The 24168-nt window shown below is 66.5% G+C and carries 10 protein-coding genes, 1 tRNA gene and 3 rRNA genes; 3 read left to right on the plus strand and 11 right to left on the minus strand.

The window, feature by feature from the left end:
• Positions 1–39 precede the first annotated feature (39 nt).
• The 4 genes from SPRI_RS10495 to SPRI_RS10510 all read right to left on the minus strand — a co-directional run bounded on the left by SPRI_RS10495 (position 40) and on the right by SPRI_RS10510 (position 10372).
• Positions 40–861 carry a helix-turn-helix domain-containing protein gene (locus SPRI_RS10495; RefSeq protein WP_037773612.1) on the minus strand — a complete coding sequence of 274 codons (822 nt, stop codon included), beginning with the start codon at positions 859–861 and terminating at the stop codon, positions 40–42.
• A gap of 190 nt (positions 862–1051) precedes the next feature.
• The gene (locus SPRI_RS10500) at positions 1052–3811 is read right to left on the minus strand and encodes a DNA translocase FtsK (protein WP_005311161.1); all 2760 of its coding nucleotides are present in this window, start codon (positions 3809–3811) and stop codon (positions 1052–1054) included.
• Between the two features lie 137 nt (positions 3812–3948).
• The gene (locus SPRI_RS10505) at positions 3949–4632 is read right to left on the minus strand and encodes a response regulator (RefSeq protein WP_053556875.1); all 684 of its coding nucleotides are present in this window, start codon (positions 4630–4632) and stop codon (positions 3949–3951) included.
• A 274-nt stretch (positions 4633–4906) separates the two neighbouring features.
• Entirely contained in the window at positions 4907–10372 is a 5466-nt protein-coding gene (locus SPRI_RS10510) for a HAMP domain-containing protein (protein WP_005311163.1), read from the minus strand.
• A gap of 269 nt (positions 10373–10641) precedes the next feature.
• On the opposite strand from SPRI_RS10510, the gene SPRI_RS10515 reads away from it, so the two are divergent.
• Positions 10642–13290, plus strand: coding sequence for a SpoIIE family protein phosphatase (locus SPRI_RS10515; protein WP_037773616.1), 2649 nt, complete (start codon positions 10642–10644; stop codon positions 13288–13290).
• Positions 13291–13354: 64 nt separating this feature from the next.
• Here the strand turns inward: SPRI_RS10515 and SPRI_RS10520 are convergent.
• The 7 genes from SPRI_RS10520 to thyX all read right to left on the minus strand — a co-directional run bounded on the left by SPRI_RS10520 (position 13355) and on the right by thyX (position 23072).
• Positions 13355–13427: transfer RNA gene (locus SPRI_RS10520), tRNA-Thr, on the minus strand.
• Between the two features lie 205 nt (positions 13428–13632).
• Positions 13633–13749 (minus strand): 5S ribosomal RNA (gene rrf / locus SPRI_RS10525).
• Positions 13750–13849: 100 nt separating this feature from the next.
• A 23S ribosomal RNA gene (locus tag SPRI_RS10530) occupies positions 13850–16974 on the minus strand.
• Between the two features lie 286 nt (positions 16975–17260).
• Positions 17261–18786 (minus strand): 16S ribosomal RNA (locus SPRI_RS10535).
• Together the 16S, 23S and 5S rRNA genes with 1 tRNA gene alongside form the textbook arrangement of a ribosomal RNA operon.
• A gap of 592 nt (positions 18787–19378) precedes the next feature.
• Positions 19379–21064, minus strand: a complete 1686-nt coding sequence (locus SPRI_RS10545; protein WP_005311173.1) for a ribonuclease J — start codon at positions 21062–21064, stop codon at positions 19379–19381.
• Positions 21065–21238: 174 nt separating this feature from the next.
• Positions 21239–22138 (minus strand): 4-hydroxy-tetrahydrodipicolinate synthase, encoded by a 900-nt coding sequence (gene dapA, locus SPRI_RS10550; RefSeq protein WP_005311175.1) that lies wholly within the window; start codon positions 22136–22138, stop codon positions 21239–21241.
• Positions 22139–22331: 193 nt separating this feature from the next.
• Positions 22332–23072, minus strand: a complete 741-nt coding sequence (gene thyX / locus SPRI_RS10555) for an FAD-dependent thymidylate synthase (RefSeq protein ID WP_005311177.1) — start codon at positions 23070–23072, stop codon at positions 22332–22334.
• A gap of 154 nt (positions 23073–23226) precedes the next feature.
• On the opposite strand from thyX, the gene SPRI_RS10560 reads away from it, so the two are divergent.
• Together SPRI_RS10560 and SPRI_RS10565 are read left to right on the plus strand one after the other, a co-directional pair.
• A complete protein-coding gene (locus tag SPRI_RS10560; RefSeq protein ID WP_005311178.1) occupies positions 23227–23466 on the plus strand; it encodes a hypothetical protein in 240 nt (79 codons plus the stop codon).
• Positions 23467–23587: 121 nt separating this feature from the next.
• Positions 23588–24136, plus strand: a complete 549-nt coding sequence (locus SPRI_RS10565; protein ID WP_005311180.1) for a hypothetical protein — start codon at positions 23588–23590, stop codon at positions 24134–24136.
• Positions 24137–24168 lie beyond the last annotated feature (32 nt).

The raw sequence follows: 24168 nt of genomic DNA on the forward strand, positions 1-24168 counted from the left end.
CGGCCGCGAGGGTCGGGGGCCGTGCCGGGACGAAGGGGCTCAGCCGACCTCGGGGTCTCCCTTGGTGTAGGAGAGCCTTTCGACGCCGCCCATCTTGAATTCGTCCTGGACCTTCTTGCCGTTCACGAACAGCTCGATCGCCCCGGCGTTGCCGAGGATCAGGTCGACGCGTTCGTCGTCCTGGAAGGTCTTGCTCTCGCCCTTGAGCAGCAGCCCGTCGAAGAGCACCTTGCCGTTGTGCGATTTGGCGGAGATCCAGCTCTTGTCGCTGGTGGCGGACAGTTTCACGGTGACCTTGTCCTTCGGCAGGGCCGCAATGGCGCTGTCGGAGGGGTCGGGCTTGGGGTCGGCGGGCTTGGTCGTCCGGACGTCGGTGGGAGTGGGCTTCGTGCCGGACGCGGGGCCTTCCGCGACGTTGCCGCTGCCGCTCTCCCCGTCGCTGAAGAGAGTGAAGCCGGAGAAGCCGACCACGGCGACGATCGCCGCGACCATGGCCGCGGTCCAGTTGGGGCGGCGCCGCTCGGGACGGATGCGCTCGGCTTCGAACAGCGGGGCGGCAGGCGTCGGGGCCGGCCGGCCGCCGTGCTCGTCGTCGAACTGCTCGACGAGCGGTTCGGGGTCGAGTCCGACGACACGGGCGAGCATACGGATGTGCCCGCGGGCGTACACGTCGCCGCCGCAGAGGGAGAAGTCGTCGTCCTCGATCGCGTGCACGATGGGGATGCGCACCCGGGTGGAGGTACTGACCTCGTCAACGGTGAGGCCTGCGCCGACACGCGCCTGCTGGAGCACGTGGCCGATCGAAGGCCGGGCGTCTTCGACTGAAGGCCGGTCGTCTTCGGGGGAGTTGCCGATGGACACGGGGGCGCCTTTCGAGCGTGTAACCACCTGCTGGAGGTTCAGTCTATGGGTGGTACGAAAGGGTGGGGCAACCGGGCGGTGGAGCTTTGTACGCCATCGGAATGGCCGGGTGGTCCCGGGGTCGGGACATCTGTACATCCCTCCCTCCAACTTGACGTACGACCAAGGGAAACGGTTGCCCGTCAAACCCTTACGAGTGAGTCTCTCCCCGGATCACGGCGAGCACTCCATCCAGTTCGTCCGGTTTCACGAGAACGTCACGGGCCTTGGACCCTTCGCTGGGGCCGACGATGTTCCGCGACTCCATGAGGTCCATCAGCCGTCCTGCCTTCGCGAAACCCACGCGCAGCTTGCGCTGCAGCATCGATGTCGAGCCGAACTGCGTGGAAACGACCAGCTCGGCGGCCTGGCAGAGCAGATCGAGGTCGTCGCCGATGTCCTCGTCGATCTCCTTCTTCTGCTTCGTGCCGACGACCACGTCGTCCCGGAAGACCGGAGCCATCTGGTCCTTGCAGTGGCGGACCACCGCGGCGACCTCTTCCTCCGTCACGAAGGCGCCCTGCATGCGGGTGGGCTTGTTGGCGCCCATGGGCAGGAACAGCCCGTCGCCCTTGCCGATCAGCTTCTCCGCGCCCGGCTGGTCGAGGATGACCCGGCTGTCGGCGAGGGAGGAGGTGGCGAAGGCGAGCCGGGAGGGCACGTTCGCCTTGATCAGGCCGGTGACGACGTCGACCGACGGCCGCTGGGTGGCCAATACCAGATGGATACCGGCCGCGCGCGCCAGCTGGGTGATGCGGACGATCGCGTCCTCCACGTCGCGCGGCGCGACCATCATGAGGTCGGCCAGCTCGTCCACGATGACCAGCAGGTACGGATACGGCTGGAGCTCACGCTCGCTGCCCTCCGGCGGCTTGACCTTGCCGTGGCGCACGGCCTGGTTGAAGTCGTCGATGTGGCGGAAGCCGTACGCGGCGAGGTCGTCGTAGCGCAGGTCCATCTCACGCACGACCCACTGCAGCGCCTCCGCTGCCCGCTTGGGGTTGGTGATGATGGGCGTGATCAGGTGCGGGATGCCCTCGTAGGCGGTGAGCTCGACCCGCTTGGGGTCGACCAGCACCATCCGTACGTCCTCCGGCGTCGCCCTTATCATCACCGAGGTGATCAGGCAATTGATGCAGGAGGACTTGCCGGAGCCGGTGGCGCCGGCGACCAGTACGTGCGGCATCTTCGCCAGGTTGGCCATCACGTAACCGCCCTCGACGTCCTTGCCGAGCGCGACGAGCATCGGGTGGTCGTCCTCCGCGGCGTCCGCGAGGCGCAGTACGTCGCCGAGGTTGACCATCTCGCGGTCGGTGTTCGGGATCTCGATGCCGACGGCGGACTTGCCGGGGATCGGCGAGATGATCCGCACGTCCGGGCTGGCGACCGCGTACGCGATGTTCTTGGTCAGGGCGGTGATGCGCTCGACCTTCACGGCGGGGCCGAGTTCCACCTCGTAACGGGTGACCGTCGGACCGCGGGTGAAGCCGGTGACGGCCGCGTCGACCTTGAACTCCATGAACACGTTGGTCAGCGAGGCGACGACCGCGTCGTTCGCGGCGCTGCGGGTCTTGCCCGGGCCGCCGCGCTCCAGCAGGTCGAGCGAGGGCAGTGAGTAGGTGATGTCGCCCGACAGCTGGAGCTGCTCGGCCCGCGGGGGCAGGGGCTGGGACTCGTCGGGCGCCGGTTTCGTCAGGTCGGGTACGGCCCCCTTGCTCCCGGGGGCCTTCTGCTCGCGGGCGGGTGCCTCGGGTTCGCGCGCGGTGGGGACGGGCGGGACGGCACGCTGCCGCTCGGCGGTGACGTCCCGGGTGAGGTCGGCGACGAGCGGCGAGGGCGGCATGCCGTTCAGCACGGCTCCGTCGAGCGCGGCGGCCGCGGCCGCGGCGACGTCCACCGCGTCCATCTCCCTGCCCAGGGCCGGCTGGGCCGACGGCCTGCGCGGCCGGCGGCGCCGGGAGAGCGCCTCCTCCTCCGCCACGTCCGGGTCGGCACCCGCGGCCGCGCCGGCGCGGCCTGCCGAACGGCCCGGGCGGGCGGGCAGGGCCTCGCGCCACTGCTCGTCGTACCGCTCGTCGTCCGTTTCGGCGTCGGCGCCGGGCAGCGGCTCGATGATGCCGAGCTTGGAGCCGAGCAGCCGCAGTCGCTGGGGGATGGCGTTGACGGGCGTGGCGGTGACCACGAGCAGGCCGAAGACGGTGAGCAGCACCAGCAGCGGCACCGCGAGCACCTCGCCCATGGCGAAGATCAGCGGTTTGGACACGGCCCAGCCGATCAGGCCGCCCGCGTCCTGGATCGCCTCTGTGCCCTCGCCCCGGCCGGGCGAGCCGCAGGCCATGTGGACCTGACCGAGCACACCGAGGACCAGCGCGGAAAGGCCGATGACGATACGGCCGTTGGCCTCCGGCCGCTCCGGGAAGAGGATCAGCCGCACCGCGACCGCGCCCAGCAGTATCGGCGCGAGCAGGTCGAGCCTGCCGAAGGCGCCGGTGACGAGCATTTCGACGAGATCGCCGACGGGGCCGTGCAGATTCGACCAGGTGCCCGCCGCGACGATCAGGGCCAGGCCGAGCAGCAGCAGAGCCAGCCCGTCCTTGCGGTGCGCCGGGTCGAGGCCCTTGGCTCCACGCCCTATGCCGCGGAACATCGCTCCGACGGCGTGCGCGAGGCCCAGCCAGACGGCGCGCACCAGGCGGTACACACCCCCGGTGGGGGACGGTGCGGGCTTCGGCGCGGCCGCCTTCTTGGCCGCGGCCTTCTTCGGGGGTGCCTTTTTCGGGGGCACCGCCCTCTTGGCGGCGCTCTTCTTGACGGGCGCTGCCTTCTTCGCGGCGCCGGTCGTACGGCCGGCGCGCGGCTTCGCGGTGCCCGCCGTGCCCTGGGAACCCTTGCCGGACGTACGTGAGGCCATGGTGGTGAGGTTACCGGTGTCGACCGCAGCGGACACGTGTGCCCACTGCTTCACCCGTTCATGTCGTTGCTGATGTTGCGGAGAACTGACGCGGCATCAAGCGCCGGTGGGCACGCGCGGACAGGCGCCGAAGGGGGCTAGCTCTGCGAGGGAAGCGTCGGCGACCCGCCGCCGGTGCCGGGCTCCAGGGCGTCAAGAGCCCTGCGAAGCCCGGTGAGTTTGCGTTCGCGGTGGGCGGCCGTGGCCACGGCCGCCGCGTCCGCCGAGTCGTCGTCGAGCTGCTTCGAGAGGGCCTCCGCCTGCTCCTCGACGGCGGCGAGCCGCGCGGACAGTTCGGCGAGGAGACCCGCGGACTCGCGGCCGGATCCCGTCTCCGCCTGGTTACCGCCCTCGAGCTGGAGCCGCAGCAGTGCCGCCTGCTCCCGCAGTTGGCAGTTCTTCATGTAGAGCTCGACGAAGACGGAGACCTTCGCGCGCAGCACCCACGGGTCGAACGGCTTGGAGATGTAGTCCACGGCGCCCGCGGCGTACCCACGGAAGGTGTGATGGGGGCCGTGGTTGATCGCGGTGAGGAAGATGATCGGGATGTCCCGTGTCCGCTCGCGGCGCTTGATGTGCGCGGCGGTCTCGAACCCGTCCATTCCCGGCATCTGGACATCCAGCAGAATGACCGCGAAATCGTCCGTCAGCAGCGCCTTGAGCGCTTCCTCCCCTGACGATGCCCGCACCAGCGTCTGATCGAGCGCTGAGAGAATGGCCTCCAACGCGAGCAGATTCTCCGGCCTGTCATCGACCAGGAGGATCTTGGCCTTCTGCACCATGCCCCGTCCTCCTCGCCCCGGCATGGGGTCTCCCCAGCTCGATGAGCCGGGGGACGCACCGGGCGCCGCCCCAGGGGACGACTCCCTTGCGCCGCCCGTCCTTGTGCCGGTCATCGTAGCCGCACCCCGCCCGTCGCCACACCCTGTCACCGTGATGTCACTGTGCACGTACCGCAAACGTGGGGGGAGCCCGGATAGTTCCCCGGATCCTTCCTCTTCACACGCCTCCGGCCAAAGTCGATCAGCGACTCGCACACAATCACACGACCTGCTGTCACTTGTCGCGCATCCACTGCTCCATCACCGACAGGAGATGATCGGGATCCACCGGCTTGGTCACATAGTCGGATGCTCCGGACTCGATGGCCTTCTCCCGGTCGCCCTTCATGGCCTTCGCCGTGAGCGCGATGATCGGCAGGCCGGCGAACTGGGGCATCCGCCGGATCGCCGTGGTCGTCGCGTACCCGTCCATCTCCGGCATCATGATGTCCATCAGTACGACAGTCACATCGTCGTGCTGCTCCAGGACTTCGATGCCCTCCCGGCCGTTCTCCGCGTACAGCACCGACAGCCCGTGCTGCTCCAGAACGCTGGTCAGCGCGAAGACGTTACGGATGTCGTCGTCGACGATCAGGACCTTCTCGCCGTCGAAGGTGAACACCCGCCGCTGCTCCGGGCCCTCCTGCTCGCCCGCCGCCCACGGCTCCTGTCCGGGCGTCTCGCCCGGCTGTCCCCCGGCCCGCGACGGCTCCAGGGACGCCTGGGCCTTGCGGCGGCGGCGCAGCAGGGCCGCAGGGCCCGCGGGAGCCGCCTGCGTCGGCTGCGGCCGCACCTGCGCCCCGCCGTCCTCTGCGACGCCCTCCTCGCCCGGACGGCTGCCGACGCCGCCCGGACCGAGCTGCGGGTAGCCCTGCGGCGGCAGTTCGCTCGGGTGGAGCGGCAGATACAGGGTGAAGGTGGAACCGCGCCCCGGCTCGCTCGCCGCGTGGATCTCGCCACCGAGCAGGCGCGCGATCTCCCGGCTGATCGACAGTCCGAGGCCCGTACCGCCGTACTTACGGCTGGTCGTGCCGTCGGCCTGCTTGAACGCCTCGAAGATGACCCGCATCTTGCCGGCCGCGATACCGATGCCCGTGTCGGTCACGGAGAAGGCGATCAGATCCCCGTCCGGGTCGCGCAGCGATCCCGCCTCCAGCAGCTGCTCACGGATCGACTGCGGCACATCCGCGCCGGCCGGCCGGATCACCAGCTCGACCGCGCCGCTGTCGGTGAACTTCACCGCGTTCGACAGCAGATTGCGCAGCACCTGCAGCAGCCGCTGCTCGTCGGTGTGCAGCGTCGCCGGCAGCTCGGGCGAGACACGGACGGAGAAGTCGAGTCCCTTCTCCGCGGTCAGCGGCCGGAACGTCGCCTCGACGTAGTCCACCAGCTGCACCAGCGCGATGCGGGTCGGGCTCACGTCCATCTTGCCCGCCTCGACCTTCGACAGGTCGAGGATGTCGTTGATCAGCTGCAGCAGATCGGACCCGGCGCCGTGGATCGTCTCGGCGAACTCCACCTGCTTCGGCGACAGATTGCCCGCCGCGTTGTCCGCGAGCAGCTTGGCCAGGATGAGAAGGGAATTGAGCGGCGTCCGCAGCTCGTGCGACATGTTCGCCAGGAACTCCGACTTGTAGCGCATGGAGACCGCGAGCTGCTCCGCCCGCTCCTCCAGCACCTGCCGGGCCTCCTCGATCTCGGTGTTCTTCACCTCGATGTCGCGGTTCTGCTGCGCCAGCAGCTCGGCCTTCTCCTCCAGTTCGGCATTGGACGCCTGGAGCGCCTTCTGCCGGTTCTCCAGCTCGGCCGAGCGCTCACGCAGCTGCTCCGTCAGCTCCTGCGACTGCTTGAGCAGCACCTCGGTCTTCGTGTTGACGCTGATCGTGTTGACGCTCGTCGCGATCATCTCGGCGATCTGGTTCAGGAAGTCCCGCTGGATCTGCGTGAACGGCTGGAACGACGCCAGCTCGATCACCCCGAGGACCTTCCCCTCGAACAGGACGGGCAGCACGATCACATAGGCGGGCGACGCCTCGCCCAACCCCGAGGAGATCCGCAGGTAGCCCGGCGGAACGTTGACCTGGATGGTCCGCTTCTCCTCCGCCGCCGTCCCGATCAGGGTCTCCCCCGGACGGAACGACGTCGGCATCAGACCGGCCGAGTATCCGTAACTGCCGCGCATGCACAGCTCGTACGACTCCCCGCCCCCGGTCTCCGAGCCGTTGCCGGCGGGCACGGCCAGGAAGAAGGCGCCGTGCTGCGCAGAGACGACCGGGGTGAGCTCGCTCATGATCAGCGACGCGACGTCGTCGAGGTCGCGCCGGCCCTGCATCAGACCGGAGATACGGGCCAGGTTTCCCTTGAGCCAGTCCTGCTCCTCGTTGGCGAGGGTGGTGTCGCGCAGGTTGGCGATCATCGTGTTGATGTTGTCCTGGAGCACCTGGATCTCGCCGGCGGCGTCCACATCGATCTTGAGGTTGAGATCGCCGCGGGTGACCGCGGTCGCGACGGCCGCGATGGCCCGCACCTGACGGGTCAGGTTCCCGGCCATCTCGTTCACCGACTCGGTCAGGTCGCGCCAGGTGCCGTCGACGTCGCGGACCCGGGCCTGACCGCCCAGCTGTCCGTCGGTGCCCACCTCACGGGCCACCCTGGTGACCTCCTCGGCGAACGAGGACAGCTGGTCGACCATGGTGTTGATGGTGGTCTTCAACTCGAGGATCTCGCCCCGCGCGTCGATGTCGATCTTGCGGGTCAGATCGCCCTTGGCGATCGCGGTGGTGACGGTCGCGATCTGGCGCACCTGACCGGTCAGGTTGGACGCCATCGAGTTCACCGACTCGGTCAGGTCCTTCCAGGTGCCGGAGACACCGGGCACCCGCGCCTGGCCGCCGAGGCGGCCGTCGGTGCCCACCTCACGGGCCACGCGGGTCACCTCGTCGGCGAACGACGACAGCGTGCGCACCATCGTGTTCACGGTGTCGGCGAGCTCCGCGACCTCGCCGCGCGCCTCCACCGTCACCTTCTTCGTCAGGTCGCCGTTGGCGACCGCCGCGGAGACACGGGAGATGTTGCGCACCTGGCTGGTGAGGTTGTTGGCCATCAGGTTGACGTTGTCGCTGAGGTCCTTCCAGATGCCGGTCACCCCGCGGACCCGCGCCTGGCCGCCCAGCACGCCCTCGGTACCCACCTCGCGGGCGACCCTGGTCACCTCGTCCGCGAAGTCCGACAGCTGGTCGACCATCGTGTTGACGGTGGTCACCAGCTCCAGGATCTCGCCCTTGGCGTCGACGGTGATCTTCTTCGACAGGTCGCCCTTGGCGACGGCCGTCGTCACCTCCGCGATGTTGCGCACCTGACTCGTCAGGTTGTTCGCCATGAAGTTGACGGACTGGGTGAGGTCCTTCCAGGTGCCGGAGACGCCCTGCACCTCCGCCTGGCCGCCGAGAATGCCCTCGGTGCCCACCTCACGGGCGACCCTGGTGACCTGCTCCGCGAAGTTCGAGAGCTGGTCGACCATCGTGTTGAGCGTGTTCTTCAGCTCGAGGATCTCGCCCCGCGCGTCCACGTCGATCTTCTGCGACAGGTCACCGCGCGCCACCGCCGTGGCGACCTGAGCGATGTTGCGGACCTGGGCCGTGAGGTTGCCGGCCATGCCGTTCACGGAGTCGGTCAGGTCACGCCACACACCCGCCACGCCGGGCACCTGGGCCTGGCCGCCGAGGCGACCGTCGGTGCCCACCTCACGGGCGACCCTGGTGACCTGCTCCGCGAAGGCCGACAGCTGGTCGACCATGGTGTTGATGGTGTTCTTCAGCTCGAGGATCTCGCCCCGCGCGTCCACGTCGATCTTCTGCGACAGGTCGCCCCGCGCCACCGCCGTCGTCACCTGCGCGATCTGACGCACCTGGGACGTCAGATTGCCGGCCATGAAGTTGACGGAGTCCGTCAGTTCCTTCCAGGTACCGCTGACGCCGTCCACCCGCGCCTGGCCGCCGAGGCGGCCCTCCGTACCCACGTCCCTGGCCATGCGCGTGACCTGGTCGGCGAAGGAGGACAGCTGCGCGACCATCGTGTTGACGGTGTTCTTCAGCTCCAGCATCTCGCCCGCGACATCAACGGTGACCTTCTGCGACAGGTCACCGTTGGCCACCGCCGTCGTCACCTGCGCGATGTCACGCACCTGGCCGGTGAGGTTCCGGAACGCGGTGTTCACCGAATCGGTGAGGTCCTTCCACGTACCCGCCGCACCCGGCACCTCGGCCTGACCGCCGAGGCGGCCCTCGACGCCGACCTCGCGGGCCACCCGCGTCACCTCGGAACCGAAGGACTGCAGCTGGTCCACCATCGTGTTGACGGTGTTCTTCAGCTCCAGCATCTCGCCCGCGACATCAACGGTGACCTTCTGCGACAGGTCACCGTTGGCCACCGCCGTCGTCACCTGCGCGATGTCACGCACCTGTGTGGTCAGGTTCCGGAAGACGGTGTTCACCGAATCGGTGAGGTCCTTCCACGTACCCGCCGCACCCGGCACCTGCGCCTGACCGCCGAGCAGACCCTCCGCACCGACCTCGCTGGCGACGCGCGTCACCTCGTCCGCGAACGTCCGCAGCGTCTCGGTCATCTGGTTGATGGTCTCCGCGAGCTGGGCCACCTCGCCCCGCGCGTTGACCGTGACCTTCTGCGACAGGTCACCGTTGGCCACCGCCGTCGTCACTTCCGCGATGCCGCGCACCTGGGAGGTGAGGTTTCCGGCCATCGTGTTCACCGAATCGGTGAGGTCCTTCCACACGCCGGCCACACCGGGAACGGTCGCCTGGCCGCCCAGCTCACCCTCGGTGCCCACTTCCCGGGCCACCCGGGTCACCTCGGAGGAGAACGACGACAGCTGGTCGACCATCGTGTTGACGGTGTCCTTCAGCTGAAGCATCTCGCCGGCCACATGAACGGTGACCTTGCGGGAGAGATCGCCCTTGGCGACGGCCGTCGTGACGAGGGCGATGTCGCGCACCTGCGCCGTCAGCCGGTACGCCATGGTGTTGACCGAGTCCGTGAGGTCCTTCCACGAACCGGACATGCCGCGCACCTGGGCCTGGCCGCCGAGCTTGCCCTCGGTGCCCACCTCCAGCGCGACCCGGGTCACCTCGTCGGTGAACGCCGACAGCTGGTCGACCAGGCTGTTGACCGTGCGCGCGACCTTCAGGAACTCGCCGCGCAGCGGGCGCACCGCGGCCGCCCCGTCCTGACCGTCCGCTGCGGGCGACCGCAGCTCCATGCGCTGCTCGAGGTCACCGTCCGCGACCGCGGAGAGCACCCGCCCGACCTCGGACACGGGACGTGCCAGGTCGTCGACCAGCTCGTTGGCCGCGTCGACAGCGGCCGCCCAGGACCCCTCGCAGGCACCCGTCTCCAGTCGCTCCGTGAGTTTTCCCTCACGGCCGACCATCCTGCGGACTCTCGCGATCTCACCCGTGAGGTGGAGATTCCGGTCGGCGACCTCGTTGAAGACGGCCGCGATCTCGGCCATCACACCGTCGCCGGACACCGTCAGACGGCGCCGGAAATTCCCGTCGCGCATCGTCACAAGCGCCGCCAGCAGCCTGTTCAGGGCCGCCGTATCGACTTCGGTTGTCCCATTGCTCCGGGACCGTCCGCCTTTCGCGCGCGTGTCCTTCGCCCGCGCCGTCACGCCAGACTCCACCGTGTCCCTCCCGCAGGGGTTGACCGTTACTGCCTGGGCAGTCTCAGGAAGCCTGCCCAGTGTTTCACCATGCCGGAACCAGGCGATAACAGTTCGGCAGCTTCGCATAGCGTCCCCACCCCCGGAGGGCGGAAACAGCGGCAACCGGCATCCGCTCGGACAGCGAAGGTAAGTAACCTGGCATCCGGCTGTCCAACCGCCCCGGTCCGCCCGGCGGGGGCGGTGTGGTGATCGTTCCACCACCGGGCACCGGGAGGGGCAGGCCGATCATGGCAGAGCCGGGCGTCGAGACGCGTACGAGGAGTTCTGTGATCACCGCGCGGGCGGCCGCCAGCTTCGACCCTCTCGGGCGGTCCGTCGCGACCGCCCGTGCCTTCGTCCGCGACACCCTCCAGGGGTGGGGATATTCCGACGTGGTGGACGACGCGGTCGTCCTCACCAGTGAGCTCGTCACCAACGCCGTCGTCCACGCGGGAACCTCCGCGGACGTGCTGTGCCTGCGCTCCGAGGACGGCGTCCGCGTCGAGGTCGCCGACCGCTATCCCGAGCGGGAGGTCCCGATACAGGGCGCCGGCCGCGCCATCGCGAACCTCGACAGCGAGAACGGTCGCGGGCTCCTGCTGTGCGCGGCGCTCGCCTCCCGGTGGGGCGTCGAGTACACGCCCACCCACAAGACGGTGTGGTTCCAGCTGGACCTGCCCCAGCGGCCCGTGGGCACCAGGTCGGCCGGCCCGGTCCTGCCCACCGCGATGCTGCCGGTCGCGGAGGAACGGGTACGCGTCGCCGTCGCCCAGATCGACAGCACCGGCACGATCTCCGCGTGGAACGAGGACGCGGAGCGTCTGTTCGGTTACGCGGCGGACCAGGTCGTCGGCAAGCCGCTCACCGACCTGGCGGCCTGGCCGCAGACCCCGGGCATCGGCACCGGCATCGCCGAGGCACTCCGACTCTCCCGCTGGGAAGGCAGCTACGGCATCCGCGGCCTCGACGGCCGCGTCCTCCCGGTTTACGCCTCCCACCTGCGGGTAAGGGACGCGGACGGCGAGCCCTCCACGGTCTGTCTCCTGGTGCGCGACGACGAACGTGCCGTACTACAGACTCCGCAGCGGGCGCCCGACAGCGGCGCGGAGCACCGCAGCACGGACCCGTTCGAGGTCTTCATCGGCTCACCCGCCCCCGACGACCTCGACGGCCTGCTCCAGCGCACGGTCGAACGCGCCAGGGACATGCTCGACGGCGACGCCGCCTTCCTGCTCCTCGCCACCGACGACGAGACGGAGTTGGAGGTACGGGCCACGACCGGCCTCCCCTCCGCCCGTCAGCGCTTCGCACGCGTCCCCGTGGAAGCGGGTGCGGGACGCTACGGCTCCGCCCGCATGCCGGCGGTCCACGAGGACCTCACCGCGGTCCCCGGCGCCGTCCCGCTCCTCAACTCCACCGGGATGCGGTCGGTGGTCACCGTGCCGCTGAAGGTCGAGGGCCGGCTCACCGGCTCCCTCGGCGTGGCCGCCGAATCCGCGGGCCGCTACTCCAACGAAGAGGCCCTGCGGCTCCAGTTCGCCGCCGACCGGATCGCACTGGCCGTCGAATCGGCGCGCCTCGGCGAACTGGAGCGGCTGCGACGCGGTTCGCTGTCCTTCCTCGTCGAGGCGTCCGACCTGCTGGCCGGCACCCTCGACCGGGACCAGACGCTCGCCCTGATGGCACAGATGACGGTTCCCACGCTCGCCACTTGGTGCGCGGTCTACACGATCGCCGACCAGTCGTCCGAGCCGTACCTCAGCTATGTGCTGCACGAGGACGAGGAACGCATCGACGGCCTCAAGGCCCTCCTGTCGAAGATCGATCCTCCGGACCCCGTGCCGACGCCGGGCGCCCGCGTGTGGAACGCACCCGCGGAGGCCGCCCAGCGCGCCGCCCTGCTCGCCTCCAAGCGTGAACTGGGCCTCGGCTCAACTCCGCCCGTCTCCTCCGGTATCGGTACGACCCTCGCCACGGCGGCCGCTGTCGGTGGCGAGACCGTGGTCCTGCCGCTCGTGGCGCGTAACCGCGTGATCGGCATGCTGACGCTCGGCAAGCCCTCCGACGACCACTTCCGCCAGGAGATCCTGGAGCTGGCCGAGGACCTTTCCCGGCGGGCGGCCCTGGCGCTCGACAACTCGAGGCTCTATTCGGAGCGCGTGGCGATCAGCCAGTCCCTGCAGCGCAGTCTGCTGCCGCCGGAGCTGCCGCTCATCGAGGGCGTCGAGGTGGAGGTCATCTACCGCGCGGCGGGTGAGGGCAACGAGGTCGGCGGCGACTTCTACGACCTGTTCCCCATCCGGGACGGTGCTTACGGCTTCGCCATCGGCGACGTCTGCGGTACGGGCCCCGAGGCCGCGGCCGTGACGGGCCTGGCACGCCACGCGCTGCGGCTGCTGGCCAGGGAGGGCTTCACGGGTCCCGCGGTCCTGGAGCGGCTGAACGCGGCCATCCTCGACGAGGGTGCCCGCAGCCGGTTCCTGACGCTCCTCTACGGCGAGTTGTGGCCCCAGGAGGACGGCAGCGCGATCCTCAAGGTCGTGTGCGCCGGCCACCCGCTGCCGCTACGGCTGCGCCAGGACGGCACCGTGGAACCGGCGGCCGAACCGCAGCCGCTGCTCGGTGTGATGGAGGACCTGGAGCTGTACGAGCAGATGGTGACGCTCGATCCGGGCGACGTCCTGCTGTGTGTGACCGACGGCGTCACCGAACGCCGCGAGGGCACGCGCATGCTCGGGGACGACGGCCTGAGCGACGTTCTGACGACCTGTACGGGGCTCACGGCCGGTGCGGTGGCGGCGCGGGTGCTGAGGGCGGTCGAACGCTTCGCGGCGGAGCCGGCGTCGGACGACATGGCCATTCTCGCGATGCGCGTCCCGGAGCCCCACAACAGCTGACGGCAGCGAATCGAGCACACGAAAAAGGCCCCCGCCGAAAGGCGGGGGTCTTATCTGTTGTCCGAGCCCCCAAACGGAATCGAACCGTTGACCTTCTCCTTACCATGGAGACGCTCTACCGACTGAGCTATAGGGGCCTGTTGCGCTCGGCAACGGGGTAAAGCATACCCCGGATGGAAGGGTGCTCAAAACCATCTGCCGAAAGGATTCTGCCGCCAGGGTCGCGGCTCGACAGGTGCCGGCTCAAGGGTGCCGGCTCTGTGGGTTTCCGGCGGGGTTTCTGGCTTCCCCTGAACGCAGGAAAGCCCCGCACCAGAGGTGCGGGGCTTTCCCACAATGATTGTTCGGCGGCGTCCTACTCTCCCACAGGGTCCCCCCTGCAGTACCATCGGCGCTGAAAGGCTTAGCTTCCGGGTTCGGAATGTAACCGGGCGTTTCCCTAACGCAATGACCACCGAAACTCTATGAAGATGTCCGAACTACCAGCCGGCAACCCCACCAAAAGGCAGGGTCGGGCGAGTTCGTTACTTCAGAACTAACACAGTGGACGCGAGCAACTGAGGACAAGCCCTCGGCCTATTAGTACCGGTCAACTCCACCCCTTACAGGGCTTCCATATCCGGCCTATCAACCCAGTCGTCTACTGGGAGCCTTACCCTCTCAAGGAGGTGGGAGTCCTCATCTCGAAGCAGGCTTCCCGCTTAGATGCTTTCAGCGGTTATCCTTTCCGAACGTAGCCAACCAGCCATGCCCTTGGCAGGACAACTGGCACACCAGAGGTTCGTCCGTCCCGGTCCTCTCGTACTAGGGACAGCCCTTCTCAAGACTCCTACGCGCACAGCGGATAGGGACCGAACTGTCTCACGACGTTCTAAACCCAGCTCGCGTACCGCTTTAATGGGCGAACAGCCCAACCCTTGGGACCGACTCCAGCCCCAGGATGCGACGAGCCGACATCGAGGTGCCAAACCATCCCGTCGATATGGACTCTTGGGGAAGATCAGCCTGTTATCCCCGGGGTACCTTTTATCCGTTGAGCGACGGCGCTTCCACAAGCCACCGCCGGATCACTAGTCCCGACTTTCGTCCCTGCTCGACCCGTCGGTCTCACAGTCAAGCTCCCTTGTGCACTTACACTCAACACCTGATTGCCAACCAGGCTGAGGGAACCTTTGGGCGCCTCCGTTACCCTTTGGGAGGCAACCGCCCCAGTTAAACTACCCATCAGACACTGTCCCTGATCCGGATCACGGACCCAGGTTAGACATCCAGCACGACCAGAGTGGTATTTCAACGACGACTCCACCTGAACTGGCGTCCAAGCTTCACAGTCTCCCACCTATCCTACACAAGCCGAACCGAACACCAATATCAAACTGTAGTAAAGGTCCCGGGGTCTTTCCGTCCTGCTGCGCGAAACGAGCATCTTTACTCGTAGTGCAATTTCACCGGGCCTATGGTTGAGACAGTCGAGAAGTCGTTACGCCATTCGTGCAGGTCGGAACTTACCCGACAAGGAATTTCGCTACCTTAGGATGGTTATAGTTACCACCGCCGTTTACTGGCGCTTAAGTTCTCAGCTTCGCCACCCCGAAGAGTGACTAACCGGTCCCCTTAACGTTCCAGCACCGGGCAGGCGTCAGTCCGTATACATCGCCTTACGGCTTCGCACGGACCTGTGTTTTTAGTAAACAGTCGCTTCTCGCTGGTCTCTGCGGCCACCCCCAGCTCACCGAGTAAATCGGATCACCAGTGATGGCCCCCCTTCTCCCGAAGTTACGGGGGCATTTTGCCGAGTTCCTTAACCATAGTTCACCCGAACGCCTCGGTATTCTCTACCTGACCACCTGAGTCGGTTTAGGGTACGGGCCGCCATGAAACTCGCTAGAGGCTTTTCTCGACAGCATAGGATCATCCACTTCACCACAATCGGCTCGGCATCAGGTCTCAGCCTTGATGTGAGGCGGATTTGCCTACCTCACGGCCTACACCCTTACCCCGGGACAACCACCGCCCGGGCTGGACTACCTTCCTGCGTCACCCCATCGCTTACCTACTACAAGTCTGGTTCGTCGGCTCCACCACTCCGACCTCGTCCGAAGACTCAGCCGGCGGCTTCACGGACTTAGCATCGCCTGATTCGATATTGGGCGTTTCAAAGCGGGTACCGGAATATCAACCGGTTGTCCATCGACTACGCCTGTCGGCCTCGCCTTAGGTCCCGACTTACCCTGGGCAGATCAGCTTGACCCAGGAACCCTTAGTCAATCGGCGCACACGTTTCTCACGTGTGTATCGCTACTCATGCCTGCATTCTCACTCGTGAACCGTCCACAACTCGCTTCCGCGGCTGCTTCACCCGGCACACGACGCTCCCCTACCCATCCCAGCGGGCGTTGGCCCTCATGCTGGAATGACACGACTTCGGCGGTACGCTTGAGCCCCGCTACATTGTCGGCGCGGAATCACTTGACCAGTGAGCTATTACGCACTCTTTCAAGGGTGGCTGCTTCTAAGCCAACCTCCTGGTTGTCTCTGCGACTCCACATCCTTTCCCACTTAGCGTACGCTTAGGGGCCTTAGTCGATGCTCTGGGCTGTTTCCCTCTCGACCATGGAGCTTATCCCCCACAGTCTCACTGCCGCGCTCTCACTTACCGGCATTCGGAGTTTGGCTAAGGTCAGTAACCCGGTAGGGCCCATCGCCTATCCAGTGCTCTACCTCCGGCAAGAAACACACGACGCTGCACCTAAATGCATTTCGGGGAGAACCAGCTATCACGGAGTTTGATTGGCCTTTCACCCCTAACCACAGGTCATCCCCCAGGTTTTCAACCCTGGTGGGTTCGGTCCTCCACGAAGTCTTACCTCCGCTTCAACCTGCCCATGGCTAGATCACTCCGCTTCGGGTCTAGAGCGTGCAACTCAATCGCCCTGTTCGGACTCGCTTTCGCTACGGCTTCCCCACACGGGTTAACCTCGCTACACACCGCTAACTCGCAGGCTCATTCTTCAAAAGGCACGCAGTCACGACTGCATGTGCAAGCACATACAGCGACGCTCCCACGGCTTGTAGGCACACGGTTTCAGGTACTATTTCACTCCGCTCCCGCGGTACTTTTCACCATTCCCTCACGGTACTATCCGCTATCGGTCACCAGGGAATATTTAGGCTTAGCGGGTGGTCCCGCCAGATTCACACGGGATTTCTCGGGCCCCGTGCTACTTGGGTGTCTCTCAAACGAGCCGTTGATGTTTCAGCTACGGGGGTCTTACCCTCTACGCCGGACCTTTCGCATGTCCTTCGCCTACATCAACGGTTTCTGACTCGTCTCATTGCCGGCAGACAATGAAAGAGAGATCCCACAACCCCGTATGCGCAACCCCTGCCGGGTATCACACGCATACGGTTTGGCCTCATCCGGTTTCGCTCGCCACTACTCCCGGAATCACGGTTGTTTTCTCTTCCTGAGGGTACTGAGATGTTTCACTTCCCCTCGTTCCCTCCACACTGCCTATGTGTTCAGCAGCGGGTGACAGCCCATGACGACTGCCGGGTTTCCCCATTCGGAAACCCCCGGATCAAAGCCTGGTTGACGGCTCCCCGGGGACTATCGTGGCCTCCCACGTCCTTCATCGGTTCCTGGTGCCAAGGCATCCACCGTGCGCCCTTAAAAACTTGGCCACAGATGCTCGCGTCCACTGTGTAGTTCTCAAGCAACGACCAGCCACCCATCACCCCACCCCTACAGGTGAGTTCACTGGGGCCGGCATCCCGAAGGACGAGCAACGCTCGCACCCTCAGACACCCAACAGTGTGCCCGGCAGCATCTCTCACCCGACCGCTTCGTTCCACGCTCCGAGGAGCAGTACTGGAAGCGGCAGGAGACAAGACCCTGCCGATTAATCAACGTTCCACCCATGAGCAACCGTGCGAGTCATTCGCTCGCAGTCGGCCATGTGCTCCTTAGAAAGGAGGTGATCCAGCCGCACCTTCCGGTACGGCTACCTTGTTACGACTTCGTCCCAATCGCCAGTCCCACCTTCGACAGCTCCCTCCCACAAGGGGTTGGGCCACCGGCTTCGGGTGTTACCGACTTTCGTGACGTGACGGGCGGTGTGTACAAGGCCCGGGAACGTATTCACCGCAGCAATGCTGATCTGCGATTACTAGCAACTCCGACTTCATGGGGTCGAGTTGCAGACCCCAATCCGAACTGAGACCGGCTTTTTGAGATTCGCTCCGCCTCACGGCTTCGCAGCTCTTTGTACCGGCCATTGTAGCACGTGTGCAGCCCAAGACATAAGGGGCATGATGACTTGACGTCGTCCCCACCTTCCTCCGAGTTGACCCCGGCAGTCTCCTGTGAGTCCCCATCACCCCGAAGGGCATGCTGGCAACACAGAACAAGGGTTGCGCTCGTTGCGGGACTTAACCCAACATCTCACGACACGAGCTGACGACAGCCATGCACCACCTGTATACCGACCACAAGGGGGGCACCATCTCTGATGCTTTCCGGTATATGTCAAGCCTTGGTAAGGTTCTTCGCGTTGCGTCGAATTAAGCCACATGCTCCGCTGCTTGTGCGGGCCCCCGTCAATTCCTTTGAGTTTTAGCCTTGCGGCCGTACTCCCCAGGCGGGGAACTTAATGCGTTAGCTGCGGCACCGACGACGTGGAATGTCGCCAACACCTAGTTCCCAACGTTTACGGCGTGGACTACCAGGGTATCTAATCCTGTTCGCTCCCCACGCTTTCGCTCCTCAGCGTCAGTAATGGCCCAGAGATCCGCCTTCGCCACCGGTGTTCCTCCTGATATCTGCGCATTTCACCGCTACACCAGGAATTCCGATCTCCCCTACCACACTCTAGCCTGCCCGTATCGAATGCAGACCCGGGGTTAAGCCCCGGGCTTTCACATCCGACGTGACAAGCCGCCTACGAGCTCTTTACGCCCAATAATTCCGGACAACGCTTGCGCCCTACGTATTACCGCGGCTGCTGGCACGTAGTTAGCCGGCGCTTCTTCTGCAGGTACCGTCACTTTCGCTTCTTCCCTGCTGAAAGAGGTTTACAACCCGAAGGCCGTCATCCCTCACGCGGCGTCGCTGCATCAGGCTTTCGCCCATTGTGCAATATTCCCCACTGCTGCCTCCCGTAGGAGTCTGGGCCGTGTCTCAGTCCCAGTGTGGCCGGTCGCCCTCTCAGGCCGGCTACCCGTCGTCGCCTTGGTAGGCCATCACCCCACCAACAAGCTGATAGGCCGCGGGCTCATCCTTCACCGCCGGAGCTTTCAACCGCAGACCATGCGATCCGCAGTGTTATCCGGTATTAGACCCCGTTTCCAGGGCTTGTCCCAGAGTGAAGGGCAGATTGCCCACGTGTTACTCACCCGTTCGCCACTAATCCCCACCGAAGTGGTTCATCGTTCGACTTGCATGTGTTAAGCACGCCGCCAGCGTTCGTCCTGAGCCAGGATCAAACTCTCCATGAATGTTTACCCGTGATCGGGTGCACATCCGAAGAGCGGAACAACCGGTCGGAATAAGACCGATTGTTCACAGCGTCCTCGCTGTGATTGCCACCCCGCAAGCGGGATGGACTTTTTCAAAGGAACCTCGACCATCCGAAGATGGACGGGGTATCAACATATCTGGCGTTGATTTTTGGCACACTGTTGAGTTCTCAAGGAACGGACGCTTCCTTTGTACTCACCCTGTCGGGCTTTCCTCCGGGCGCTTCCCTTCGGGCTTGCGTTTCCGACTCTATCAGATCTTTCCGATCCGATTTCCTCGGTGTGCTTTCCGGCCTTTCGGCCTTCCGGCGGTTCCGACTTTATCAGACTCTTTCGTGTCCGATTCCCGGCCGGCGGGTTTTGCCTTTCAGTTCTCCGCTTTCGCGTTTCCCTTTCCGGCGACTCCGACTTTATCAGAGGTTCTGAGTCGGAATTCCCCGCCCCCTGCGGGCACCACACAGCGCACATGAGTGTGCCGGGTTCCCCTTCGGGCGGAGACGTAAACGTACTGGAGCGGGGCGCCCCGATGCAAATCGGGGGCCCCGCTCCGGAGTTGGCGGCGTCGGAGGCGTCAGACCTCGACGACGACCGGGAGGATCATCGGACGCCGGCGGTAGGTGTCGGAGACCCACTTGCCCACCGTACGGCGCACGAGCTGCTGCAACTGGTGCGGCTCAGCGACGCCGTCGGAGGCCGCCTTGGCGATCGCGTCCTCGATCTTCGGCATGACGGCCGCGAACATCGAGTCCTCGATGCCCGAGCCCCGGGCGTGGATGTTGGGCCCTCCCACGACCTTGCCCGTCGTGCTGTCCACGACGAGGAAGACCGAGATGATGCCCTCTTCACCGAGGATGCGGCGGTCCTTGAGCGCGGGCTCCGTGACGTCGCCGACGGAGAGACCGTCGACGTACACGTAGCCGGCCTGGACCTTGCCGACGATCGTGGCCTTGCCGTCGACGAGGTCGACGACGACGCCGTCCTCGGCGATCACGATCCGGTCCTTGGGGACACCCGTCAGCGCGCCGAGCTCCGCGTTGGCGCGCAGGTGGCGCCATTCGCCGTGGACCGGCATCAGGTTCTTCGGCTTGCAGATGTTGTAGAAGTACAGCAGCTCACCGGCCGACGCGTGGCCCGAGACATGGACCTTGGCGTTGCCCTTGTGGACGACGTTCGCGCCCCAGCGGGTCAGGCCGTTGATCACGCGGTACACCGCGTTCTCGTTCCCGGGGATGAGGGACGAGGCCAGGATGACCGTGTCGCCCTGGACGATGCGGATCTGGTGGTCGCGGTTGGCCATCCGGGAGAGGGCGGCCATCGGCTCCCCCTGGGAGCCGGTGCAGACGAGCACCACCTCGTGGTCGGGAAGATCGTCGAGGGTCTTCACGTCGACGACCAGGCCCGCCGGGACCCGCAGATAGCCGAGGTCCCGGGCGATGCCCATGTTCCGGACCATCGAACGCCCGACGAAGGCCACGCGTCTGCCGTACTCGTGGGCGGCGTCGAGGATCTGCTGGATGCGGTGGACGTGGCTGGCGAAGCTGGCCACGATGATGCGCTTCTGCGCGTTGGCGAAGACCGTGCGCAGCACGTTCGAGATGTCGCGCTCGGGCGGGACGAATCCCGGGACCTCGGCGTTCGTCGAGTCGGAGAGCAGGAGGTCGATGCCCTCCTCGCTCAGCCGCGCGAAGGCGTGCAGGTCGGTCAGGCGCCCGTCCAGCGGAAGCTGGTCCATCTTGAAGTCGCCGGTGTGGACGACCATGCCCGCGGGGGTGCGGATGGCGACGGCCAGCGCGTCCGGGATGGAGTGGTTGACCGCGATGAACTCGCAGTCGAACGGGCCGATGCGCTCACGGTGCCCCTCGGTCACCTCGAGGGTGTAGGGGCGGATGCGGTGCTCCTGGAGCTTGGCCTCGATCAGCGCGAGGGTCAGCTTGGAGCCGATCAGCGGGATGTCCGGCTTCAGCCGGAGCAGGAACGGGACGCCGCCGATGTGGTCCTCGTGGCCGTGCGTGAGCACGATGCCGTCGATGTCGTCGAGGCGGTCCCTGATGGTGGTGAAGTCCGGCAGGATCAGGTCGATGCCGGGCTGCTCCTCCTCGGGGAAGAGGACACCGCAGTCGACGATGAGCAGCCGGCCGCCGTATTCGAAGACGGTCATGTTGCGGCCGATCTCGCCGAGGCCGCCGAGCGGGGTGACGCGCAGGCCGCCCTTCGGCAGCTTGGGCGGCGCGCCGAGTTCAGGATGCGGATGACTCAAAAGACTCTCCTCACCATGTACGCCACATACCGCGGGGGCACGTGGCGTACATGACATTCGTGCACTTGCTGTTGTCTGTGTCCGGCCGGGTCCGTCGGCCGACCGCTGTGGGTCGACCCGTCTCGGTCTCTTCGGCCGGTTACGTCTTTCCGGCTATTCAGTTGTGAAGTCTGTTCAGAGCTCTACCCCGCCGGCTGCCAGGTCGACCTTGAGCTGCGCGGTTTCTTCCGGCGAGAGCTCGACGAGGGGCAGCCGGAGCGGACCGGCGGGCAGGCCCTGGAGGGCCAGTGCCGCCTTGGTCGTGATGACGCCCTGGGTGCGGAACATGCCGGTGAACACCGGCAGCAGCTGCTGGTGGATCTCCGTCGCCTTCTGGACGTCACCGCCGCGGTGGGCGTCGAGCAGCGCACGCAGCTCGGGCGTGACGACGTGGCCCACGACGGAGACGAAGCCGCACGCGCCGACGGAGAGCAGCGGCAGGTTGAGCATGTCGTCGCCCGAGTACCAGGGGAGCCCGCTGCGGGCGATGGCCCAGCTGGCGCGGCCGAGGTCGCCCTTGGCGTCCTTGTTGGCGACGATCCGCGGGTGCTCGGCGAGGCGGACGATCGTCTCCGTGTCGATCGGCACGCCGCTGCGGCCGGGGATGTCGTACAGCATCACGGGCAGCTCGGTCGCGTCGGCGATGGCCGTGAAGTGGCGGAGCAGGCCCTCCTGCGGGGGCTTGTTGTAGTACGGCGTGACGGCGAGCAGGCCGTGGGCGCCGGCACGTTCGGCGGCGCGGGCGAGCTCGATGCTGTGGCGGGTGTCGTTGGTGCCGATGCCGGCGACGACGTGGGCCCGGTCTCCGACCACTTCCAGTACCGCCCGTACGAGCTGGTCTTTCTCCGCGTCGCTGGTGGTGGGCGACTCGCCGGTGGTGCCGTTGACGACCAGGCCGTCGTTGCCTGCGTCCACCAGATGGGCGGCCAGCTGCTGGGCGCCCGCGAGGTCAAGTGCGCCGTCCGCCGTGAAGGGCGTGACCATGGCGGTGAGGACCCGCCCGAAGGGGGTCTGCGGAGTGGAGATCGGAGCCATGGGTAACACGCTACTCGCTGCTCATCGCCGGATGCCCCCTCGGGGGACGTGACGTACGACGTGGCATGCGGAGCCCGGCACTGCCTGCTCGGGGGTTCAAGCAGTGCCGGGTCCGTTTGATCAGCCTAGATGAACTTCTCGAAACGCCGCAATACGGACACCTCGTCCGGGCCCGCCGTACATGTGTGCCCTACTACGGTGCGATGCGTCCGTTGGCGTTGAAGGCGGCGTACGTGAGCGGCATGAGCGTCGCCCAGTGCTGCTCCATCTTCTCGCCGACCATTTCGATCTCACGCTGCGGGAAGGACGGGACCTTCGCCAGCTCGTGCTGGGTGCGCAGGCCGAGGAAGTGCATCAGCGAGCGGGCGTTGCAGGTCGCGTACATCGAGGAGTACATGCCGACCGGCAGTACGGCCCGGGCCACCTCGCGGGCGACGCCGGCCTCGAGCATCGCGAGGTAGTGCTCGTACGACCGTCGGTACGAGTCCTCCATGGCCTCGGTCACCACCTGGTGCTGCTTCGGGTCACCCTGGACGAACTCGTACTTGCCGGGGCGCCCCTGCTGGACCAGCTTCCGGTCCTCGCCGGGGACGTAGAAGACCGGTTCGAGCTGCCGGTAGCGGCCGGACTCCTCGTTGTACGACCAGCCCACCCGGTGCCGCATGAACTCGCGGAAGACGAAGATCGGGGCACTGATGAAGAAGGTCATCGAGTTGTGCTCGAAGGGGCTGCCGTGGCGGTCCCGCATCAGGTAGTTGATCAGGCCCTTGGAGCGCTCCGGGTCCTTGGAGAGCTCGTCGAGGGACTGCTCACCCGCGGTCGAGACCCGAGCCGCCCACAGGACGTCCGAGTCGCCTGCAGTGTGCTTCACCAGTTCGACGGTGACGTCGCTGCGGAACATCGGTTTGTCAGTCTGAGCGGGTGTGTCGGTCACCGACAGGTCCTTCCAATGGCTGCGCTCCGGGCGGCGCCCACTCTAGACCAATTTTTGTGGTGCTCTTTGCGGGGAAAAGGGCACCAACCAGCCCGTTCGTACGTCTCTATCTGCAGCAGTTGCACGCATCACGATCCTTCGAGGAGAGTCACCCATGTTCCACCGGCGGGAAGCCGTCCCCTTCGCGTTCGTCGCCGAGGCCGACGCCTTCCGCAGTAACGTCACTCCCCCGCCCCCCGCCCGCCCCAGCCGTTCGGAGCTCGCGGGGCGGATGCTTGTCGGGCTGACCGTCGTGGCCGGCCTGGTGGGGTCGCTGCTCTTCGGGCTGCCGGCGCTGGATGCGGACAGCGCGCCGTCGCATCCCAAGAAGTCCGAAGCGTCCCGGAGTCGCTGAGTCCGTCGCCGCCGGGCGCCACGAACGGCCCCACGGGCCCCTGGGGTGGTCGGCGCCCGGCGGCCTCGGTAGCCTCACCGGGCACAGCCCAACCGAGTGTGCTGGTGAGTGAGGATCAGTCGTGCCCCTGCCCTTCCTGACGGCCGACCGTGCTTTTGACACGCAAGAGGACGACGTCGCGCTGCCTTTCGACGATCATGACCAGTGGCGGCGTCCGTACCGGCCCGGCCCGTGGCGGGTCGGGGCGGCCGCACTGCTGTTGCTGCTCGCCTCGTTCGTGCTGATCGCGGGCGTGATCATCGCCTTCGCGGGCGGCATGCCGGGTGCCGGGGCCTGCTTCGTGCTCGGCCTCGCGGTGATCGCGGCCGCGCTGCGGCTGCTGCGCATCGGGGTCTGGGTCAGCCGGCACGGCCTGCGGCGCGTGGCCTTCTTCGCGACGACCACCGTCGCGTGGCGCCGTACCTCGGAACTGCGCACCGTGCAGCAGCCCGTGCGCTGGCTCGGCCTGCCCCGCACGGTGCAGGGCCAGGCGCTCGTGGCCGCCCGCCCGGGCGGGGAGCCGCTCACTCTGCTCACCGACCACAACGCCGACTTCCTGTCACGGCCGGAAGCCTTCGACCGCGCCGCGGACACCGTGGAGGCGTGGGGCGCGGAGTACCGGTCCGCCTGACCCTCCACTCCCCCGCCGCCCCGGTCGGCGCC

This window comes from Streptomyces pristinaespiralis (assembly GCF_001278075.1).
GTDB lineage: Bacteria > Actinomycetota > Actinomycetes > Streptomycetales > Streptomycetaceae > Streptomyces > Streptomyces pristinaespiralis.

Bases quoted from the DNA above. Each gene is read 5' to 3' on its own strand.
- SPRI_RS10500 (WP_005311161.1), bottom strand. From the start codon at position 3,811: ATGGCCTCACGTACGTCCGGCAAGGGTTCCCAGGGCACGGCGGGCACC.
- SPRI_RS10505 (WP_053556875.1), bottom strand. From the start codon at position 4,632: ATGGTGCAGAAGGCCAAGATCCTCCTGGTCGATGACAGGCCGGAGAAT.
- SPRI_RS10515 (WP_037773616.1), top strand. From the start codon at position 10,642: ATGGCAGAGCCGGGCGTCGAGACGCGTACGAGGAGTTCTGTGATCACC.
- dapA (WP_005311175.1), bottom strand. From the start codon at position 22,138: ATGGCTCCGATCTCCACTCCGCAGACCCCCTTCGGGCGGGTCCTCACC.
- SPRI_RS10560 (WP_005311178.1), top strand. From the start codon at position 23,227: ATGTTCCACCGGCGGGAAGCCGTCCCCTTCGCGTTCGTCGCCGAGGCC.